At 60.2% G+C, this 17,257-nt stretch carries 15 protein-coding genes and 3 pseudogenes; 10 read left to right on the plus strand and 8 right to left on the minus strand.

Translation table 11 applies throughout. The annotated features are described in order from the left end of the window. Positions 1–65: 65 nt before the first annotated feature. Positions 66–2,006, plus strand: a complete 1,941-nt coding sequence (locus KRZ98_RS11800) for a PAS domain-containing sensor histidine kinase (protein WP_217673729.1) — start codon at positions 66–68, stop codon at positions 2,004–2,006. A gap of 575 nt (positions 2,007–2,581) precedes the next feature. Here KRZ98_RS11800 and KRZ98_RS11805 read toward each other — a convergent pair. Together KRZ98_RS11805 and KRZ98_RS11810 are read right to left on the minus strand one after the other, a co-directional pair. Further along, entirely contained in the window at positions 2,582–4,798 is a 2,217-nt protein-coding gene (locus KRZ98_RS11805) for an amylo-alpha-1,6-glucosidase (protein WP_217673730.1), read from the minus strand. A gap of 8 nt (positions 4,799–4,806) precedes the next feature. Continuing rightward, positions 4,807–5,901 (minus strand): glycosyltransferase family 4 protein, encoded by a 1,095-nt coding sequence (locus KRZ98_RS11810; protein ID WP_217673731.1) that lies wholly within the window; start codon positions 5,899–5,901, stop codon positions 4,807–4,809. Between KRZ98_RS11810 and KRZ98_RS24085 the strand changes: the two genes are divergently transcribed. Together KRZ98_RS24085 and KRZ98_RS11815 are read left to right on the plus strand one after the other, a co-directional pair. Beyond that, positions 5,887–6,261: a hypothetical protein gene (locus KRZ98_RS24085; RefSeq protein WP_254798291.1), complete on the plus strand. Its 375-nt coding sequence runs from the start codon at positions 5,887–5,889 to the stop codon at positions 6,259–6,261. The two genes, KRZ98_RS11810 and KRZ98_RS24085, sit on opposite strands and share 15 nt — an antisense overlap. Positions 6,262–6,270: 9 nt before the next feature. Then, positions 6,271–6,674, plus strand: a pseudogene (locus tag KRZ98_RS11815) (transposase); the annotation flags it as partial. Between the two features lie 51 nt (positions 6,675–6,725). Here KRZ98_RS11815 and KRZ98_RS11820 read toward each other — a convergent pair. Then, the gene (locus tag KRZ98_RS11820; protein WP_254798283.1) at positions 6,726–7,727 is read right to left on the minus strand and encodes an ATP-dependent DNA ligase; all 1,002 of its coding nucleotides are present in this window, start codon (positions 7,725–7,727) and stop codon (positions 6,726–6,728) included. A 57-nt stretch (positions 7,728–7,784) separates the two neighbouring features. Next, positions 7,785–7,961 carry a DUF3606 domain-containing protein gene (locus tag KRZ98_RS11825; RefSeq protein WP_217673733.1) on the minus strand — a complete coding sequence of 59 codons (177 nt, stop codon included), beginning with the start codon at positions 7,959–7,961 and terminating at the stop codon, positions 7,785–7,787. Positions 7,962–8,107: 146 nt separating this feature from the next. Here KRZ98_RS11825 and KRZ98_RS11830 point away from each other — a divergent pair, with 146 nt between their 5' ends. Both KRZ98_RS11830 and KRZ98_RS11835 read left to right on the plus strand, forming a co-directional pair. Then, the gene (locus tag KRZ98_RS11830; RefSeq protein ID WP_217673734.1) at positions 8,108–9,016 is read left to right on the plus strand and encodes a Ku protein; all 909 of its coding nucleotides are present in this window, start codon (positions 8,108–8,110) and stop codon (positions 9,014–9,016) included. A gap of 3 nt (positions 9,017–9,019) precedes the next feature. Continuing rightward, on the plus strand, positions 9,020–9,277 hold the full coding sequence (locus KRZ98_RS11835) for a hypothetical protein (RefSeq protein WP_217673735.1): 258 nt from the start codon (positions 9,020–9,022) through the stop codon (positions 9,275–9,277). Positions 9,278–9,283: 6 nt separating this feature from the next. On the opposite strand, the gene KRZ98_RS11840 is transcribed toward KRZ98_RS11835, so the two are convergent. Continuing rightward, positions 9,284–9,526, minus strand: coding sequence for a KTSC domain-containing protein (locus KRZ98_RS11840; protein WP_254798284.1), 243 nt, complete (start codon positions 9,524–9,526; stop codon positions 9,284–9,286). A gap of 287 nt (positions 9,527–9,813) precedes the next feature. On the opposite strand from KRZ98_RS11840, the gene KRZ98_RS11845 reads away from it, so the two are divergent. The 3 genes and pseudogenes from KRZ98_RS11845 to xth all read left to right on the plus strand — a co-directional run bounded on the left by KRZ98_RS11845 (position 9,814) and on the right by xth (position 14,022). Then, on the plus strand, positions 9,814–10,626 hold the full coding sequence (locus KRZ98_RS11845; protein WP_217673736.1) for a GNAT family N-acetyltransferase: 813 nt from the start codon (positions 9,814–9,816) through the stop codon (positions 10,624–10,626). A gap of 61 nt (positions 10,627–10,687) precedes the next feature. Further along, positions 10,688–13,189, plus strand: coding sequence for a DNA ligase D (gene ligD, locus KRZ98_RS11850; protein WP_217673737.1), 2,502 nt, complete (start codon positions 10,688–10,690; stop codon positions 13,187–13,189). A gap of 10 nt (positions 13,190–13,199) precedes the next feature. Further along, positions 13,200–14,022 (plus strand): annotated as a pseudogene (xth, locus tag KRZ98_RS11855) (exodeoxyribonuclease III). Positions 14,023–14,239: 217 nt separating this feature from the next. Here xth and KRZ98_RS24555 read toward each other — a convergent pair. Both KRZ98_RS24555 and KRZ98_RS11865 read right to left on the minus strand, forming a co-directional pair. Continuing rightward, on the minus strand, positions 14,240–14,536 hold the full coding sequence (locus KRZ98_RS24555; RefSeq protein WP_368389813.1) for a DUF3734 domain-containing protein: 297 nt from the start codon (positions 14,534–14,536) through the stop codon (positions 14,240–14,242). A gap of 111 nt (positions 14,537–14,647) precedes the next feature. Then, positions 14,648–15,268, minus strand: a pseudogene (locus tag KRZ98_RS11865) (patatin-like phospholipase family protein); the annotation flags it as partial. Between the two features lie 144 nt (positions 15,269–15,412). On the opposite strand from KRZ98_RS11865, the gene KRZ98_RS11870 reads away from it, so the two are divergent. After that, positions 15,413–15,700, plus strand: coding sequence for a hypothetical protein (locus tag KRZ98_RS11870; RefSeq protein WP_217673740.1), 288 nt, complete (start codon positions 15,413–15,415; stop codon positions 15,698–15,700). Between the two features lie 260 nt (positions 15,701–15,960). Here the strand turns inward: KRZ98_RS11870 and KRZ98_RS11875 are convergent, their stop codons facing one another. Then, a complete protein-coding gene (locus tag KRZ98_RS11875) occupies positions 15,961–16,215 on the minus strand; it encodes a hypothetical protein (RefSeq protein WP_254798285.1) in 255 nt (84 codons plus the stop codon). A 272-nt stretch (positions 16,216–16,487) separates the two neighbouring features. Here KRZ98_RS11875 and KRZ98_RS11880 point away from each other — a divergent pair, with 272 nt between their 5' ends. After that, complete coding sequence (locus KRZ98_RS11880; protein ID WP_217673742.1) at positions 16,488–17,177, plus strand: class I SAM-dependent methyltransferase; 690 nt, start codon at positions 16,488–16,490, stop codon at positions 17,175–17,177. Positions 17,178–17,257 lie beyond the last annotated feature (80 nt).

Here is a 17,257-nt window from a genome sequence, read left to right on the forward strand (position 1 = left end):
CTGTCGCGATGCGATATGGACTTAAGTCCGGGGTAACAGGTCGGGGGGCTTGGTGAGGATGTCGCTTGACGAATTCTGATACGCCCGACGGAGCCGAAGCAAAGTTCAAGCTGCTCGTCGATGCGGTTCTGGACTACGCCCTTTATATGCTGGATCCAGATGGCGCGATCACAACATGGAACAGCGGTGCCCAGAAAGCCAAGGGCTACACCGCTGACGAAATCGTAGGGCGGCATTTTTCTTGCGTCTTTACTCAAGAAGACCGCGATTCCGGTCTACCAGAGCGTGCTTTGCGCGTCGCTGCGCAAGAGGGGCGTTTCGAAGCGGAGGGCTGGAGGATCAGGAAGGACGGCAGCCGCTTTTTCGCCAATTCAGTTATCGATCCTATCAGGAACGATGCCGGAGAACTGATCGGCTTTGCAAAAATCAGCCGCGACATCACCGAACGCCGTGAAAGAGAACTCGCCCTCTTTCAGGCGGAACAGCGCTTTGGGCTCCTCGTCCAGGGGGTCAAGGATTGCGCGATCTACATGCTGGATACCGACGGTATCATCACCAATTGGAACACCGGCGCCGCAGCGATCAAGGGCTACGGTTCCGACGAGGTAGTGGGCAAACATTTCTCCATTTTTTATACCAGCGATGACCGGGACGCAGGCGCACCCGAACGGGCACTGGCGACAGCCCTCGCAGCCGGGAAGTATGAGACAGAGGCTTGGCGCGTTCGCAAGGACGGCACCCTATTTTGGGCGAATGTGTTGATCGATCCGATTCACGATGAAGTTGGAAAGCATGTTGGTTTCGCCAAGATTACCCGTGACGCCACTGACAAACGCAAGGCACAGGAGGAGTTGAAAGAAACCCGCAGCGCGCTGCTTCAGGCACAGAAGCTGCAGGCGATTGGCGAACTGACTGGCGGGGTGGCCCATGATTTCAATAATCTTTTGACGGTCATCGGCGGGGCGGCCGAGATGCTCAGGAAAGTCGATCTGCCGGAGGAGAAGCGGGCGCGCTATATTAACAACATAGCAACAACCGTTGAGCGGGCATCCACGCTCACCGGTCATCTTCTTGCATTCAGCCGGCGTCGCGCCATCCGTCCCGAGGTTATCGACCTCAATATCCATCTCGATGCCTGGGCTGAAATTCTATCTCGGTCCCTTGGAAGCGGCATCGCCCTGTCGGTGAAAGCATCGGCGAAGAACGCCCGCGTGGAAGTGGACCCTACTGAACTAGAAACAGCCGTCTTAAACGCTGCGGTAAATGCCCGGGACGCGATGCCGGAGGGTGGGGACCTCCTCATAGAAACGCGGGACGCCATCCATGGGGGCCATGTTGCGGTAGCCATCGACATCACAGATACCGGGACTGGCATGTCGGAAGAAACACTAGTCCGCGTTTTCGAACCGTTCTTCACTACCAAACCTATCGGCGAGGGAACGGGCCTGGGATTGTCCCAGATCCATGGCTTCGCGGCTCAAGCTGGCGGCATCGCCCAGATAAATTCCCGCGTCGGAATGGGGACCACCCTTACCATCATCCTTCCCAAGGTCGATAAGACGCCAGCGGCGATCCAGCAGAACGGCAAACTGGCCTCCATACCGCCGGGGATCAGGGTCCTCCTGGTCGAAGATAATATCCAGGTTCTCCATTTCGCCGAGCAATTGCTGGACGATCTGGGTTGCCGGACGGAGTGTGCGGGTGACGCGGCTGAAGCACTTGCCCTTCTCCAGGAGCAATCGTTCGATCTTGTCTTCACCGACATTGTCATGCCAGGATTGAGCGGCATCGAACTTGCGCGACAATTGCACATTCGGGTGCCTGGGCTGCCGGTGCTCCTCGCAACAGGGCATAGTGATCAACTTGTCGGGGAAGGAGAAGCGCATCTGCGTGTTTTGTCAAAACCCTATGGCGCCAAGACGCTGAGCGCAGCGATCGGTGAGCTTATCGCTGCATCCGTTATCTCGTCAGGATCGAATGTTGGAGTCAGCACCTGCGACCAGTGAGGTGAGGGTTTCGCCGCCCGGGGGATACGGTTTTAGGGATCGCAAGTTGGCGCGTCGTACTGCTGAGGCGCAATGCCTCTATTTTCTCAATCTCCGGCAGCGGTGCGGTTTCGGCTTAAGCCGACATTAAATTCCGTTATCGGCAACGGCGTAAGGTGGTCGCCAGCCGCCGGAAGCGGACTGACTGCGCCTGAGGAACGGAAATTGACCACTGAGTGTCCGTCACCGGTCGATATGCGCAGCAGGGCTCCTTTTAGCACAAACTGCTTCAGCTCATCGCCAGCTTTGTAACACATAGGGGCTGTGACTGTATCTGCTGACCACGGTAGTCCCCTTAACGTGCATCCGGGGTTTTAGCGGTGCCTGATGCTCGTATATGGCTTGGGGCCGACTTGCCGACATTGACGCGATCAGGGTTGCGCGTGCCGCCGCAATATCCATGAATGAACCGTCGATTACCAGTATCTTCGGCGTGCCCAGGCGATTTGAGACAAATGCTTATGCCCAGAAGTCGGTCTCTCCTACCTTTGAGCCGACGGGCACGCGCAAATTTAGAGCAGCCCTAAAGACGACCATCAAGCAATCGTCATTATCCGAGCGCGCCCACCATGCTTTATAGGTTTGACGACGACCTGATCGCCTAGGCGATCGAACATAATGTCGACCTTGTCCAGACCGATGCCCAAATCCCTGATCGTGAGGCTCTGGAGAAAATGCGGCAGCGTGGGTTGGTGAAAGGATATCTGTGTCGCCGGGACATCGAACCTTAACCCTAGGCTCGACTGGATGAGGGCGAGCGGCGCCGCCGCCGCCCAGGCCTGCGGACTGCAGGCCACCGGGTAAAAGGTCGGCCCCTGCGACCGGCGGCGCGGGAAGCCGCAGAAAAGTTCCGGAAGGCGCATCATGTCGACATAGGTGGCGGCGGCAAACAGGCCTTCGAATATTTGCGCGGCCTCTCGCTGATATCCGTATCGCGCGAAACCGCCCGCGATCAGCGCATTGTCGTGCGGCCAGATCGAGCCGTTGTGATAGCTCATCGGATTATAGCGCTTTTCAGTCGAGGCGATGGTGCGCACGCCCCAGCCGGAGAAGGAAGCGGGCGCCATCAATGTACGAACAACGGCCTCCACCCGCTCCTCGCGTGCGAGCCCGGTATAGAGGACATGGCCGGCATTGGAGGACCGCACCCGGCAGGGCTGCTTGTCGCCGTCGAGCGCGAGGACATAGGTGCCCAGCGCCGCGTCGAAGAAGGCGGCATCGAACCGATCGCGCAGTCGCGCCGCGCGATCGCGGAAGTCGGTTGCACGCGCATGGTCGCCGATCGCGCCGAACAGCGCCTCAGCTGCCTGCCACGCGCCGTAGACATAGGCCTGTACCTCGGCGAGGGCGATTGGCCCGCGTGCCAGCGTGCCGTCGGCGTGAAAGATGGAATCATGGCTGTCCTTCCATCCCTGATTTTGCAGGCCATGATCGGTCAGGCGACCATATTCGACGAAGCCGTCGCCGTCGCGATCGCCATGGGTGTCGATCCAGGCAAGCGCCGCTTCGATATGCGGCAAGATGGTCGTCAGGAAGGCGGCATCGCCGGTCCGCTCCAGATAAGCGCCCGCCAGCATCACGAACAGGGGCGTGGAATCGATGCTGCCATAATAATGGCGGAATGGCACCTCTCCCAGTTCCGCCATTTCGCCATGGCGCACCTCGTGCAATATCTTGCCTGGTTCGGCGTCGGCCGCCGGATCGAAGCTGGTGGCCTGATGCGCGGCGAGATAGCCCAGCACGCCGCGGCTGATCGCCGGATCCATCCAGAGGGTTTCGAGCGCAGTGATGATCGCGTCGCGGCCGAACACCGTGCTGAACCAGGGAATACCCGCATAAGGATAAGGGCCATATTCGGTATCGGTCGATAGCATGGATATATCAGCGACCGACCGGCGGGCGACCTCGTTGAACAGGTCATTCGACGAGTGCAGTGTCGCGCCGCGCTTGCGCGCCGCCCGGAGTGCCTCCATCGCCTCGCGCAGGGACTTGAGGAACTGCTTGGGGAGCGCGTCTGTGGCCTCTACCTGTTCGCAGGAGATGCGGGTAAACAGCGCGCAGCGGTCGCCGGGCGGCACGGTGATGTGGAACAACGCATGGCTGTCGGTCAACTCGTCCGGCATCGGATCGAAATGCAAGTGCGTTTGCCGCTCGTGCTCGTCACGCCCTAGATAGCCTAGCAGGACATCGGACGGCCCGATCTGCGGTTCGCGCATTATCCCGCGGCGCAGGCGCGTCATGCCGCGTATCTCGAATAGATCCGCGAAGTCCGCCGCGAAACTGAAGTCGATACTGACTTGACGCGGTTCCGTGTCGAAGTTGCGGATGGTGACGCGCTCGTACAAGGCGTCCTTCCACAAAAAACGCGTGCGACGCAGGTGGATGAGGTCATGTTCCACGGCCACTCGGCCATCTTCCCCGATGAAATCGGGATTGGCGAGATCGCAGGTCAACATCGCATTGTCGTCGCGCAGCGCGGAACTGAGCAGGATGGGCCGCATTGCGTTGATTGTGAGATAGAGGTGCGAGAGATGCCGGGTATCGCGATGATAGAGCCCCTCCGGACTGCCGGGGCCGGAAATGGCGTCGCCGCTATGATCGAACACGGCGAAACTGTCGCCATGTTTGAGCGTTCGCGGCCTGCGCTCGTGGAGCGAGGCCGTCGCCGGGATGAAGAACTGGGTCTGCGCCTGGGACAGCGCTTGGCCTCCGGCAATACCCGGCATATCGGGCTGAGGCTGGCTCAGTGTCATGGCGTTTCCTATGCGACGATCTGCAATCCGGCGTCCAAGCCTCGCTGGCGACGCAGCCGCGCCGCGTCGGTACGTGCGCCAGGCAAACCATGATACAGAGCGACATAGTCCCTCGCCATCCGCTGCGCCGTGAAACGTGCGTCGAATGCGCCACGTACCAGCCGCCGGTCGAGATCGGGCAGCGCCGCAACAGCGTCTACCGCTTCGTCTTCGCTCTGGACAATGAAGCCGGACACGCCATGCTCGATCACTTCGGGCACGGATCCGCAGCGGAAGGCGATGACCGGCGTGGCGCACGCCATCGCCTCGATCATCACGAGTCCGAACGGCTCGGGCCAGTCGATCGGAAACAGCAGCGCGGCTGCTTGGCCGAGGAAGTGAACCTTTTGCTGTTCGTTGATTTCGCCGATGAATTCCACATTGGGATAATGGTCCACCAGCGGCGCGATTTCCCGCCCCCAATATCCGCGATCGACGGCATCGATCTTGGCGGCGATCTTGAGTTTAAGGCCAGAGCGCGCCGCAATTCGGATCGCGCGATCCGGCCGCTTTTCCGGCGAGATGCGCCCGAGAAAAGCGAGATATTCCTCGCCCGCACCCAGGCGCGGAGCCAGCAGGTCTGCGGGCAGGCCATGATAGATGGTCCCGCCCCAATTGACCGGGGGCATCGGCAGACGCTGATGGTCGGAGATCGACACCAGGCTGTGGTCGGCAAAGGTGCTGTAGAATGGCGGTAGGTCGGGCAGGTCAAGCCGACCGTGCAGCGTGGTTACCGTGCGCCCAATGAAATCCTGCACCATCGGCAGGTGCAACATGTCGATATGGAAATGCAGGGCGTCGAACTCGTCGGCGCGGCGTCGGACCTGCTCCAGCATCATCATATGATAGGGAATGGTATCGACCACAGCGGGGTTGAGGCGCAACGCCATGTCCGTGATGGGCACCAACCTGGCGCTGGTCTGCGAATCGCCGCTGGCGAACAGAGTGACATCGTGACCTTGGCGAACGAGTTCTTCGGTCAGATAAGATACGATACGCTCGGTGCCACCATAAAACTTGGGGGGCACGCTTTCAGCTAACGGGGCGATTTGCGCAATCTTCATACGGACTTCCTCTCAAACGAGTGGAGCCTCCGTCCCCCCATCTGCGGCAGGCTGTACCGCTACAAGCATTTAAATGAGCGGGAGTTTCATGAACGGAAATATTCCGTCTCAATTTTTCGTCACCCATCTGGGGATAATTATAAATGGCCGAGCAAGCCGCCATTTTTTGCTGCCGTTGGAACGCGAAGCGGCTGGTCTGCACTTGAGAAACTTAAATCAGCTGCCGAACGGCCAATAAGGGTCGATAGTGTTGAAAATCCGGCCTTGCGTCGATTGCGCAGTCCGGACTCCCTGGCCCTGTCGTTAGGAGACAAGCTTATGATGGGCGATCGGGCGGTGATGCAGGAGACGCTGTTTTAGGGCTTCAGCTTGGAAGACCATGTTCCCCAGAGCCATCTGTTGCGGGCGATAGACAGGATTGTCGATCTCGACGGCATCCGGAAAAAGCTGCGGCCATTCTGCAACGAGACAGGCCGCCCCTGGATCGATCCGAAACTAATGATCTAGATTTTGCTCTTCGGCTATTGCATTGGGATCCGGTCGGACCGGCGGTTGTGCGAGGAAGTGCATGTCAACCTGGGCCTATCGCTGGTTCTGCCGCCTCGGTCTCGACGGAGGCGTGCTTGGTCTCTCCGCATTCGCAGAACCGGCACGGCGGCTTTCGGGATAGCGATCTGTTGCCGGAGTTGTTCGAGATGACCGTCTCGCGCTGCATCCAGGAAAGTCTGGTCGGTGGCGATGACTTTGCCGTTGATGCCAGCCTGATCAAGGCCGGGCCGACCACGCAAGCGGCATTCGCCACCTCCCGAGACGGACGAATTTCTCTACCCTTGGGTCGCCTGGAGATCAGTCAGCTCTGAGGGCCGCAGCTCATATTGAAGCTGCTCCATGCCACATTGCCTCGGCACCTTGTCCGGCCGCCATCTCATGAGCGCGATACCATGTCGAAACCGCTCACCGGTGACCTGGTCGTATCGGACCTCGACCACCAGTTCGGGGGCGAGTGGATGCCAGAGGCTCTCTTTGCCATCGGTCCAGCGGCTCGAGCCGCCTGGCGCCCTACCGGTAAAGCCGGGTTCCGCAATCAGCGCCTCAAGCCTTTTGGTCAGTGGTGCCTTGTCCTCGTCAGCCAGCGCGGAGGTGAAGCCGACGTGATTGAGGAGCCCTATATCGTCGTAGAGGCCAAGCAGCAACGAGGCGACCTCGGAACCATTTTTGCTTCGCCGGAACCCACCCACGACGCAATCAGCCGTGCGATGTTGCTTTATCTTGCGCATCGCGCGCTCGCCCGGCCCGTACGGTACGCCCAATGGCTTGGCGATAACGCCGTCGAGCGCGCCGCCACTGTTTTCAAGCCACAACATTGCCTGGCGCTCATCCGTTGTCGCAGGCGAGAGCAGCAAGGTCGAATTGACCTCGGCAGCGTGGAAGCGCTCGATCGCCGTACGCCGCTCCTCGACGGGTGCATCGACTATGTCTCTGCCGCCCAGCGCCAGGCAGTCGAACAACATCAACTTGGCGGGCGTCTCGACGGACAGTCGAGCGATGCGGCTTTGTGCTGGATGAAGGCGGGCCTGCAGCGCATCAAATGACAATATCTCGCCGATTGGGAGGATCAGTTCGCCATCGACGACGAAGTCGCGTTCATGCGTAGCCGCCAGCACGGCCACGATCTCGGGGAAGTAGCGGGCGAGGCTCTTACCCGATTTCGACATGATCTCGATTGCGTCGCCCCAGCGTGAAGCAATAGCGCGGAAGCCATCCCATTTCGGCTCATATTGCCACCCTGGGCCTGCTGGCAACGCGCCCACGAGCTTCGCTTCCATGGGCGGCGTGGCGGCGAGGGGATGGGACTTGGACATCAACTTCCCCTCGCCGGATCGTCAGCTTTTCAGATGAGCTTCGACGGCGGAAGCGCTGTTGCCGACTGCGTCGACCGCCTTTTGCAAGGCCTCGCGGTCGACCCCGAACTTGTCGGTCCAGCAAGCGACCTCATAATCCTCGCCCATCGCAATCCGCGAACTGTCCGCTGGTGAGCGCAGTGTCTTGTCGTCGGCCATCCTGTCCTCCTCTTCGATTGCAGCTTCCCAATGCGTTGTGTTGTCGTCCGTTGCACCAATCCCGAGACTATTTGCAGGGGAGGGCTGAACGTTGGAACGGGCATAGCGGCCGAGGGTTGAGGCACGCAATGACATAGGAGACGATCATGGCTGCACGACCCTATTGGCGAGGCCAGATCCGGCTCGCGCTTGTTTCGATCCCGGTCGAGATTTACTCGGCTACCAAGAGCGGCGCGACGATCGCCTTCAACCAGATCCACGAGCCCTCGGGCAAGCGCATAAAGTATGAAAAGGTCGTGCCCGGCATCGGCCCGGTCGATGTGGAGGACATCGTCAAAGGCTTTGAATATGCCAAGGGCGAATATGTCCTTCTCGACGAGAAGGAGATTGAAGGCGTGAAGCTTGAGAGCAAGAAGACGCTCGAACTGACCCAGTTCGTCGATAGCCATGAGATTGACGCCATCTATTTCGAGAAACCATACTATGTCGTGCCCGCCGACGATCTGGCCGAAGAAGCCTTCATCGTCCTGCGTGAAGCGCTTCGCCGCAGTCACAAGATTGGCCTTGGGCAACTGGCCATGCGCGGCCGAGAATATGTCGTCAGCATAAAGGCCTGTGGCCGCGGCCTGGTCATGGAAACGCTGCGCTATGCCGATGAAGTCAACAAGGCCGCGAGCTATTTCCGCGAGATTGGCGACGCGGATCCCGATGAGGAACTGCTAGATCTCGCCACCACATTGATCGACAAGAAGACAGGCAAGTTCGATGCCAGCGAGTTTCACGATCGCTATGTCGATGCGCTCAAGGATCTCATCGAACGCAAGAAGAAGGGCAAGACGCTCAACATCGATGACGACAGCGAGGCCGGCTCCGATCCGCGCGGGAGCAACGTGGTCGACCTGATGGCGGCCCTCAAGAAATCGATTGGTCCGGCAAACGGTGCTGGCGGAGCCAAGGCACCGGTCAAGAAGCCGGCAGCCAAAGCTGCTGCGAAGTCTGAGAAGAAGCCAACGGAAAAAGCGCCTGCCAAGGTGCCCGCAAAAAAGCGGGCCTGAGACATGGCCGATCCGGTGCGCGCGTCGGGCAACGACGATGATGGTGATGCCGCCTTTGCAGAAGGCGCCATAACACTGTGGAGCAATCTGCTTGCCCTGATGGGCACGGATGTCCTGGAGGTGGGTACGCCGCACCAGGAAGTGCTCGACATGCTGAGGATGCTGCATGAGACCAATGAGGAAACGATCCGCTCGCCTCGCGCACGCGCGAATGCCCGGCGCAATCTTATGTCGGTCTATCAGGTACTCGGCGACGCCTGACCTCGGTCAGGCGTTTGGCCCGAATCGCCGTCGTTCCGGATCGCGGCGGCACTGAAAACGTCCCTTGATCTGCTCATTAAAGAAGGCGCCTGCAGAGGTCGCCTTGCAGAGCGCCTCGAAGACGGCGGCTGGCACGTCATAATAGACATATTTGCCTGTCTGTCGGAACGACACGCTCAAGACGCCCGCATCATCATCGAAGGCGACACGTTCGATCATTGAGGAGGTTTTGATACGGCAGGCGCGCATGTCGGCCCAGCGTCTGGCGGACTCTGCCGTTCCATCTCCTGCGCTCAGGCGATTCCGCCGCACGCCAAAGTGAGTCCTGCAATGCTTGCAGCCTCACCCACCTTTTTTGAACCGTCGTTTCGATTGCGGGTTATGGGGGAATGTCCGAGGAGCCCATCGATCAGAAACTGCGTCAGATGGCGGAGCACCGCGGCTTCAAGCTCGTCAAATCCCGGAAGCGCAAGCCTGGGACGGGAGACTTTGGCAAATTCGGGCTGACGCAGGGGGACGGCAAGCCGTTGCTGGGAATGGGCAAGGACGGGCTGACGGCCTCGGCCGACGATATCGAAGCCTATCTGCGCAAGGGGTCTGTAAGCACCTGGAAAGCTTCGGCCGAAAGCGCGCCGACCCGCGTCGTGCCTGCGGGGAAGCCAAAAAGGGATGTCAGGACAAATGACGATACCGAAGGTCCGTCGGTCATACGGCCCCGCAGCCGGCACCCCGGTGCCCGAAACGCCGGCGTTAGGCAGGCGGCGCCCGAAAGTCGAAAGGCCCAACCAGCGGACGAGCCTAAGCCCAGCGCCAAGCGGGTCAGCGGAACGTCAACCGGTCGCAAGTCCGCGCCGCCAGAAGCTAAGCCCCACGCGCGCCTGACTGCCCAGCCTGCGCCCGCGCTTGTACCAGCTCCGCAGTTGCACATTCGCGCCGCGAAGCCTGCCGATGCTGCAGCGTTGGCAAAGCTTCTTGCGCAACTGGCTCATGTCGAGATCGACGAACTTGGCATAGCGCGCAGTCTCGAGGCGGCGCGCAAGTCCAAGGCCGGCATGGTGGTTGCCGAATGGGGCACTCTGGTCGGCTGCTGCGCTTGGGCCCTGATCCCCACGATCCAATATGGGCTGATCGGCCGGATCACCCTGATCATGATCGACGAAGATCACCGCCGCCGCGGCATTGGGACGAATTTGATCGAGGTTGCTTCTGCCGTGATTGGCAAGGCGGGTTGCACGCGGATGGAGGCGATCAGCGATATCGAGATCAGAAACGCCCATGGTTTCTTCCGGGCCCTGAAGTTCGAGCAGACCAGCTATCGTTTTGCAAAACCGCTCGACAGGGACAGCTGAAGGGACTGGAACGAGTCCGCGGTCCTACGAATTGAGGCGCAGAGGGAAGGGACGCATCAGCATGACCAGGACACAGAGCAAGTCGGCAGACGAGAGCCTTGCCACCTATCGGGCCAAGCGAGACTTTGGGCGGACCGCCGAGCCTTCAGGTGCGAAGCTTCCCAGCACCGGCAACGGTTTCGTCGTCCAGAAACATGCGGCGACACGTCTTCATTATGATTTTCGGCTTGAGCTCGATGGCGTGCTCGTCAGCTGGGCCATCACACGAGGTCCAAGCGTCAATCCGGACGATAAGCGCCTTGCCGTGCGGACCGAGGACCATCCGCTCGATTACGCCCGCTTCGAAGGCACGATCCCCAAAGGCGAATATGGCGGCGGGACCGTCATGCTCTGGGACAATGGCACCTGGGAATCGATACCGGGCAAGGATCCCCGAGAGACGCTGCCCGAAGGTCACTTGCATTTCATCCTGCACGGCCGCCGCATGCAGGGCGAATGGATCCTGTTCCGCCTCAAGCCTTGGGGAAAGGAGAAGAGGGAAAATTGGATCCTGCGCAAGGTGAATGATGTTTTCGCCGGCGGCTCGGACGATCTGGTCGGCATCCATTTGACCAGCGTCGACACCGGGCGCACCATGGACGAGATCGCCACCGGCAAAGCCGTGCCGAAGCGGAAGGGCGCGAAGCCTGCCGCCTCACCGTCGGCCGCTTCGGCCGAGTCCTCCGGGAAGCGCAAAAAGGCGGGCACGCCGCCTCCGTTTCAGCCGGTGCAGCTCGCGGCGCTGGTCGATCATGTGCCTTTGGGCGACCAGTGGATCCATGAACTCAAATATGATGGCTATCGCACTCTGCTGGCGATCGGCGGCTGGGAGGGGAGGGCCTATACCCGTTCGGGTCTCGACTGGTCGGATCGTTTCGCTGGACTGATCGGGGACGCTGTCACCCTGGACGCGGCAAGCGCGCTGATCGATGGCGAGGCCGTGGTGATCCTGCCCGATGGGCGCACCAGCTTTCAGGCCCTGCAGGCGGCGCTCAAGGGTGATCCGGGCAAAATTGACTATGTCGCGTTCGACCTACTCGAGCTTGACGGCGAGGATCTGACGCAACGACCGCTTCTTGAACGCAAGGAGATGTTGGCAGCGTTGATCGGTGAGGGCAGGGGCCATCTGCGCTACTCTGATCATATCGTCGGACGCGGCGAGGAGCTGTTCAAAAGCTTCTGCGGCGCAGGGCTGGAGGGCGTCATTTCCAAGCGCGTCGATGCGTGCTATTCCGGCTCGCGGTCCGGATCCTGGGTGAAGACCAAATGCATCCGGCGACAGGAGTTCGTGATCGTCGGCTGGACGCCTTCGGACAAGCAGCGCGGCTTTCGCGCGTTGCTGTTGGGGGTCAACGAGAAGGGCAAGCTGCGCTTTACCGGTAAGGTCGGCACGGGCTTTACCGGCGATGAGATCGAACGGCTGATGGAGTTGATGGCCCCGCTCGAGCAAAAGACAGCGACCGTAGAGGCGCCGCGCGCCGCCGTGCGTGGGGCTCATTGGATCAAGCCGAAGCTGGTCGCCGAGGTCGCCTATATCGAGTTCACGGACGAAGGTGTGTTGCGACACTCGAGTTATCTGGGTTTGCGCGAAGACAAGAAACCTGAAGCGGTGTTGCTCGAGGTGGAAGCGCCCGTCGCTACGGCGGAGAAGCCAGCCGTGACCAGCGGCGTCAAGATCAGCAACAGGGATCGCGTGATCTTTCCCGAGGGCAAGCTCACCAAAGGCGAGCTCGCCGAATATTATGAGGCGGTTGCGCAGATCATGCTGCCATGGGCAGGAAGCCGGCCGATCAGCCTGGTGCGCTGCCCGCAGGGTCGCGACAAGAAATGCTTCTTCCAGAAGCATGACGCCGGCAGCTTCGGCGATGCCGTCAAGCAGGTCGGAATATCGGAGAAGGACGGGCATCAGGAGCCCTATCTTTTCGTCGATACACCGGCGGGGCTCCTCACTTGCGTACAGATGGGCACGATAGAATTCCATGGCTGGGGCGCTCGTATCGAGGATGTTGAGAAGGCCGATCGCCTAGTGTTCGACCTCGATCCCGATGAAGGCCTCGATTTCAAGGATGTCGTCTCCGCCGCCTTCCATCTTCAGGATGTGTTGGGCCAGATGGGGCTCGTCACCTTTCCGATGGTCACGGGAGGCAAGGGCGTGCACGTGATCGCACCGCTGACGCCGACGGCGGAATGGCCGCAGGTCAGGGATTTCGCGCATCGCTTTGCGATGGCGCTCTCGCAGGCCGATCCCGAAAGATTCACCGCCGCGCTTGCGAAGGCCAAGCGCACGGGCAAGATCTTCATCGATTATCTGCGCAATCAGCGCGGCGCGACGGCCGTCATGCCCTACAGCGCGCGCTCCCGCCCTTTTGCGCCGATCGCAGTGCCGCTGACATGGGAAGACCTGCGCGATCTCGACAGCCCCAACCATTGGCATATCGGCGACGCGCCTGAGATGCTGAAGCGCGCGGCATCGAAGAATCTGGCGCATTGGGGTCGGGCCGACCAGATCCTGCCGGACCTGTGACGGCGTGAGCATGAAGATCGCCACCTACAATGTGAATGGGGTCCACGGCCGCTTGCCCGTCCTGTTGCGGTGACTTGAAAAAGCCGCGCCGGACATTGTCGTTCTCCAGGAACTGAAGGCGCCGCAGGGAAAAATTCCCGCAAAGCGCTATCCGGGGTCTGGGCTACCAGTCGATCTGGCATGGTCAGAAGAGCTGGAACGGCGTCGCTATCCTGAGCCGCGTCGGCGAAATTCACGAAACCCCGCGCGGCCTGCCCGGCGATCCGGATCCTGTGCAGAGCCGCTATATCGAAGCGGCGGTCAACGGCATCCTTATAGGCTGTCTCTATCTTCCCAATGGTAACCCGCGGCCTGGGCCCAAATTCGAGTATAAGCTCGCCTGGTTCGATCGATTGATCGAGCATGCAGCAGGACTGCTCTAGTCCGGCCTGCCCATGCTGCTGGCCGGCGACTTCAACGTCATGCCGACCGAACGCGACGTTTACAAACCCGAGCGCTGGCTGGATGATGCATTGTTCGCCCCCGAGGTGCGTGACGCTTTTTTCCGGCTGACGGGGCAAGGCTGGACCGACGCCCTACGGACGATCCATCCCGACGAGACGATCTATATCTTCTGGGATTATTTTCGGAACGCCTATGGCCGTAACGCAGGTTTGCGCATCGACCACCTCCTACTTAGCCCCGCTCTCGCCTCCAGGCTTGTTGACGCGCAGGTCGATGCGCATGTGCGCGGGTGGGATAAGACCAGTGATCATGCGCCAGTCTGGATCTCTCTAGCTGATGGCACCGTGCATAAACGCCGTCAGACCAAGGTCGCGAACCAGCCCGCATAGGGCGTGTCGTGCACCATGTGCCCATTTTAGGCAGGTGCGTCATTGCCCCACCAGACCGGACCGCGCTCGCCAAGCGCTCGCCTGGCAGGAAATAGCGCGATCGCAGTAGCGCAACATCAGGGAAATGCGCTTATGAAGGCGCATCTGGCTAACAGTGCTATCAAACTGAGAAGCTGATGTGGGATACCGTAATGCTCTTCACTAGTCGGCCACCGACTTACTCCATCGCCTCGTCAGTGATAGCGAGGCCCGATAGCCCGGTCCTGATGTCGCCGGCTTTCAGGCGAGATACCAAAGCCTGCCCATCTTTCAGCCCGGCCGGCCATCTACGCTGGACCGATTCCGACGAGAAATCCATGGCCTTTCCTGCCACCTCCGCGCCTTGGTCAGTATAGCTCAGTCGCACAAGCGTCACCGGAGGGAGCCTTCCGTCCTTCTGACTATCTGCCTCATATCGGCGCTTCCAATGCTCCATGGTTCGCCGCGACTGGGCGGCAAATACGAGATCCTGCATGCGTCCGGCGACGTCGCCCAGTGTCTTGGGGCGCCCGCTTGTGAGTGGCAGAAGATCGACGGCGATGCAGAGCAGAGGCGCACGGCTGTCTTCCCCCAGAACCGGATCGAGCGGCAGGTTGGAGGACAGGCCGCCATCGACAAAGGGACGGCCATCGATTTCGATCGTGGGAAAAGCGGTCAGCAGCACGGCGCTGGCGCGAATATGATCGGGCTCTACGCGCTAATGCCGTGTATCGAATATGACTTCTTCGCCGGTTTCGATGTCAACGGCGAGCGCTGCATAGCGAACGCTTCCAGACTGGAGCAGATCGAAGTCGATCAGCCGTTCCAGCGTCTTTCCCAGCGGAGCACTTTCATAAAGCGATGGAGATCCCGCGCAGACATGAGGCCACCACCAGGATCCAAGTGGGCCGAGCGGCGCAAATATGCCCGGGCGGCCGACCGCCATCGTCCACATGACGGACATGGTGCGATGCACGGTTTCGGGCATCCAGCCCAGCGAGGCCGGGCTCGACCCTGTCCCAGCGGGCTGCCAAAGCGCGCGAAGCCGATCCAGTCTGTCTTCGCGGCGATTGCCGGCAATGATGGCCCCGGTGATCGCGCCGATCGAAGCACCGACAACCCAGTCAGGCTCGATCCCGCTCTCATGCAGCGCCTCATAGACCCCGGCATGATAGGCACTCAGTGCGTTGCCACCGCTGAGGACGAGCGCAATCTGATAGTCCGGCATGACGCTTGGCTTTCTCAACTTCCAGCTGCGCGGGCCGTCTTTGGCCGAGATCGCCGGACAGGGCCTGTGCTGTTAAAGGGAGATCGATCCAGGCGGTATGTCTGCTTCTTCCCCTGCAGCTTCCGTACCCTGGCGATCGGGCTCATGCTCCTGGTTCGCCAGTGCGCCTGTCGGTGGCAATCGACCACCGCCCGCATCGTCGTCGTCATAATCTTCATTGCCGCCGCTGGTTCCCCCGGCACCCGCGCCACTGCCAACGACAGCGCTCGTGCCTGGCTGGGCCCGTCTGCCACGATCGTGATCGGACTGCGTCGTGAAGGGCGTTTTCGCGACATCCGCGTCCCTGATCGCTTCGTCGCCATGATAGACAGGGGGCGTGAATGGCTTGCTCTCGTCCTTGGCCATAATCATTTCCATTCGATGGGTGGGTGAGGGTCTTCAGACAATCATGCCTGTTTCCGATCATTATCAGGATACAACCGCCGGGGCGTTGCGGCAGACCCATTGCCTGCAAAAGATAATCCCTGGCCGAACATCGGCGCAGACAGATGAAGAGGTGCGTTTACGTTCCGCCACCTCTGACTGCGGTCCTTCCGCGTCCTGCGGACATTTTAGTCAGGGATATCCTCCCCAAAATATCGGTTGCCGATCTGCCCAATGTAAACCGGCACTAGTTTCTCTCTCCGCTACGATTAGTTTCCGTTGATAACCTTCTGCCGCTCGGCTGGGGTCAGCGCGTCCGCATTGACATCTGACCTGTCGATCGCGTCTTCCTTGGCGTCACCGGCTTGGCGAGTGGCGTCGGCGTTGGCCTGCATCAAATCCTCTGCCGTGCCGCTCATATTGTCGGCCACCGCGTCCATCTTATCCGCCTTGTTTTCCGCAGCTTCCTGCGCCTGCTCGCCCAGCTTGTCATCGCCCTTTCCGCCGCACGCGGCCAGAGCCATGCTGAGGCCTATAATCGCTAATATGCATGTGCGCTTCATGACCTTCCCCTTGTGAGGAATGGAAACCGTGCAGTGCTGATTTAGCTCCGTCACGTGTCGGAAGCGGGTTCCTCGCAGCCGCGCGCGCAGACGGTGTCGGATGCCCGTGAAGGTCGGCTGACGCCATAGACAGCCAAATATAAGGGATGGCGAGATAGCGCTGTTCCGATGCCTGGAGCAAATGTGACGCTCGGGAGTCATGCCTCTACGAGCAAGAAAATGAGGGGTACGACATGGCGTCTTTGTTCGAAGAAGTCGGAGAGGTGAGGGGGCAGGGGGACGGATCGGCTTTCGCCTTGTCGATGCGAATGTTTTTCAAACATCCAGCTATGGTGGGCTCGGGCTTTCCGGCCAGCCGCTGGATGGTCCGCACCATGCTTGCTCCACTCGACTGGAGGGCTATCCGTAGCTTCGTAGAATATGGACCGGGTGCCGGCGCGTTCACTCATGCTATTCTCGACCGTCTTGCGCCGGATGCCAAGTTGGTCGCGATCGACACAAGCCCAGACTTTGTCGCCCATCTCAAGGCCTCGATCACGGATCGGCGCCTATATGTAGTCGCCGGTTCGGCTACCAGCGTCGAGGCGATCTTATCGAAACTAGGACTGCAGCAAGCAGACTGCATTCTTTCCGGGTTGCCGTTTTCGACGATTTCCCGCGAAGAGGCTGGAAAGATCATGCTTGCGACCCGCGCCGCGCTTCGTCCAGCTGGCCAGTTCTGCGCCTATCAGATGCGGCGAGCTGTCGAGCCGCTCTTACGGAGTCACTTTTCTACTGTCTGGCGCTCTTACGAATGGCGTAACATACCTCCCTGTCATTTATATTGGGCCAAGCGCGAGAATGTGGCGGACAGCCGTGAGCCAAAGCCAAGACTGCCGGAAAGGCCAGCCGGCGAGCCAAACATCTTGCATTGCCAAAACTGATATAGGCAAAAATCGGCATAGCGAGCCCGCAAGGCCTGCGAGATCGGATCAAGCCATGGCGACGGGAAAGATATGCTGAA

It is taken from the genome of Sphingobium sp. AS12 (genome assembly GCF_019097845.1).
GTDB lineage: Bacteria > Pseudomonadota > Alphaproteobacteria > Sphingomonadales > Sphingomonadaceae > Sphingobium.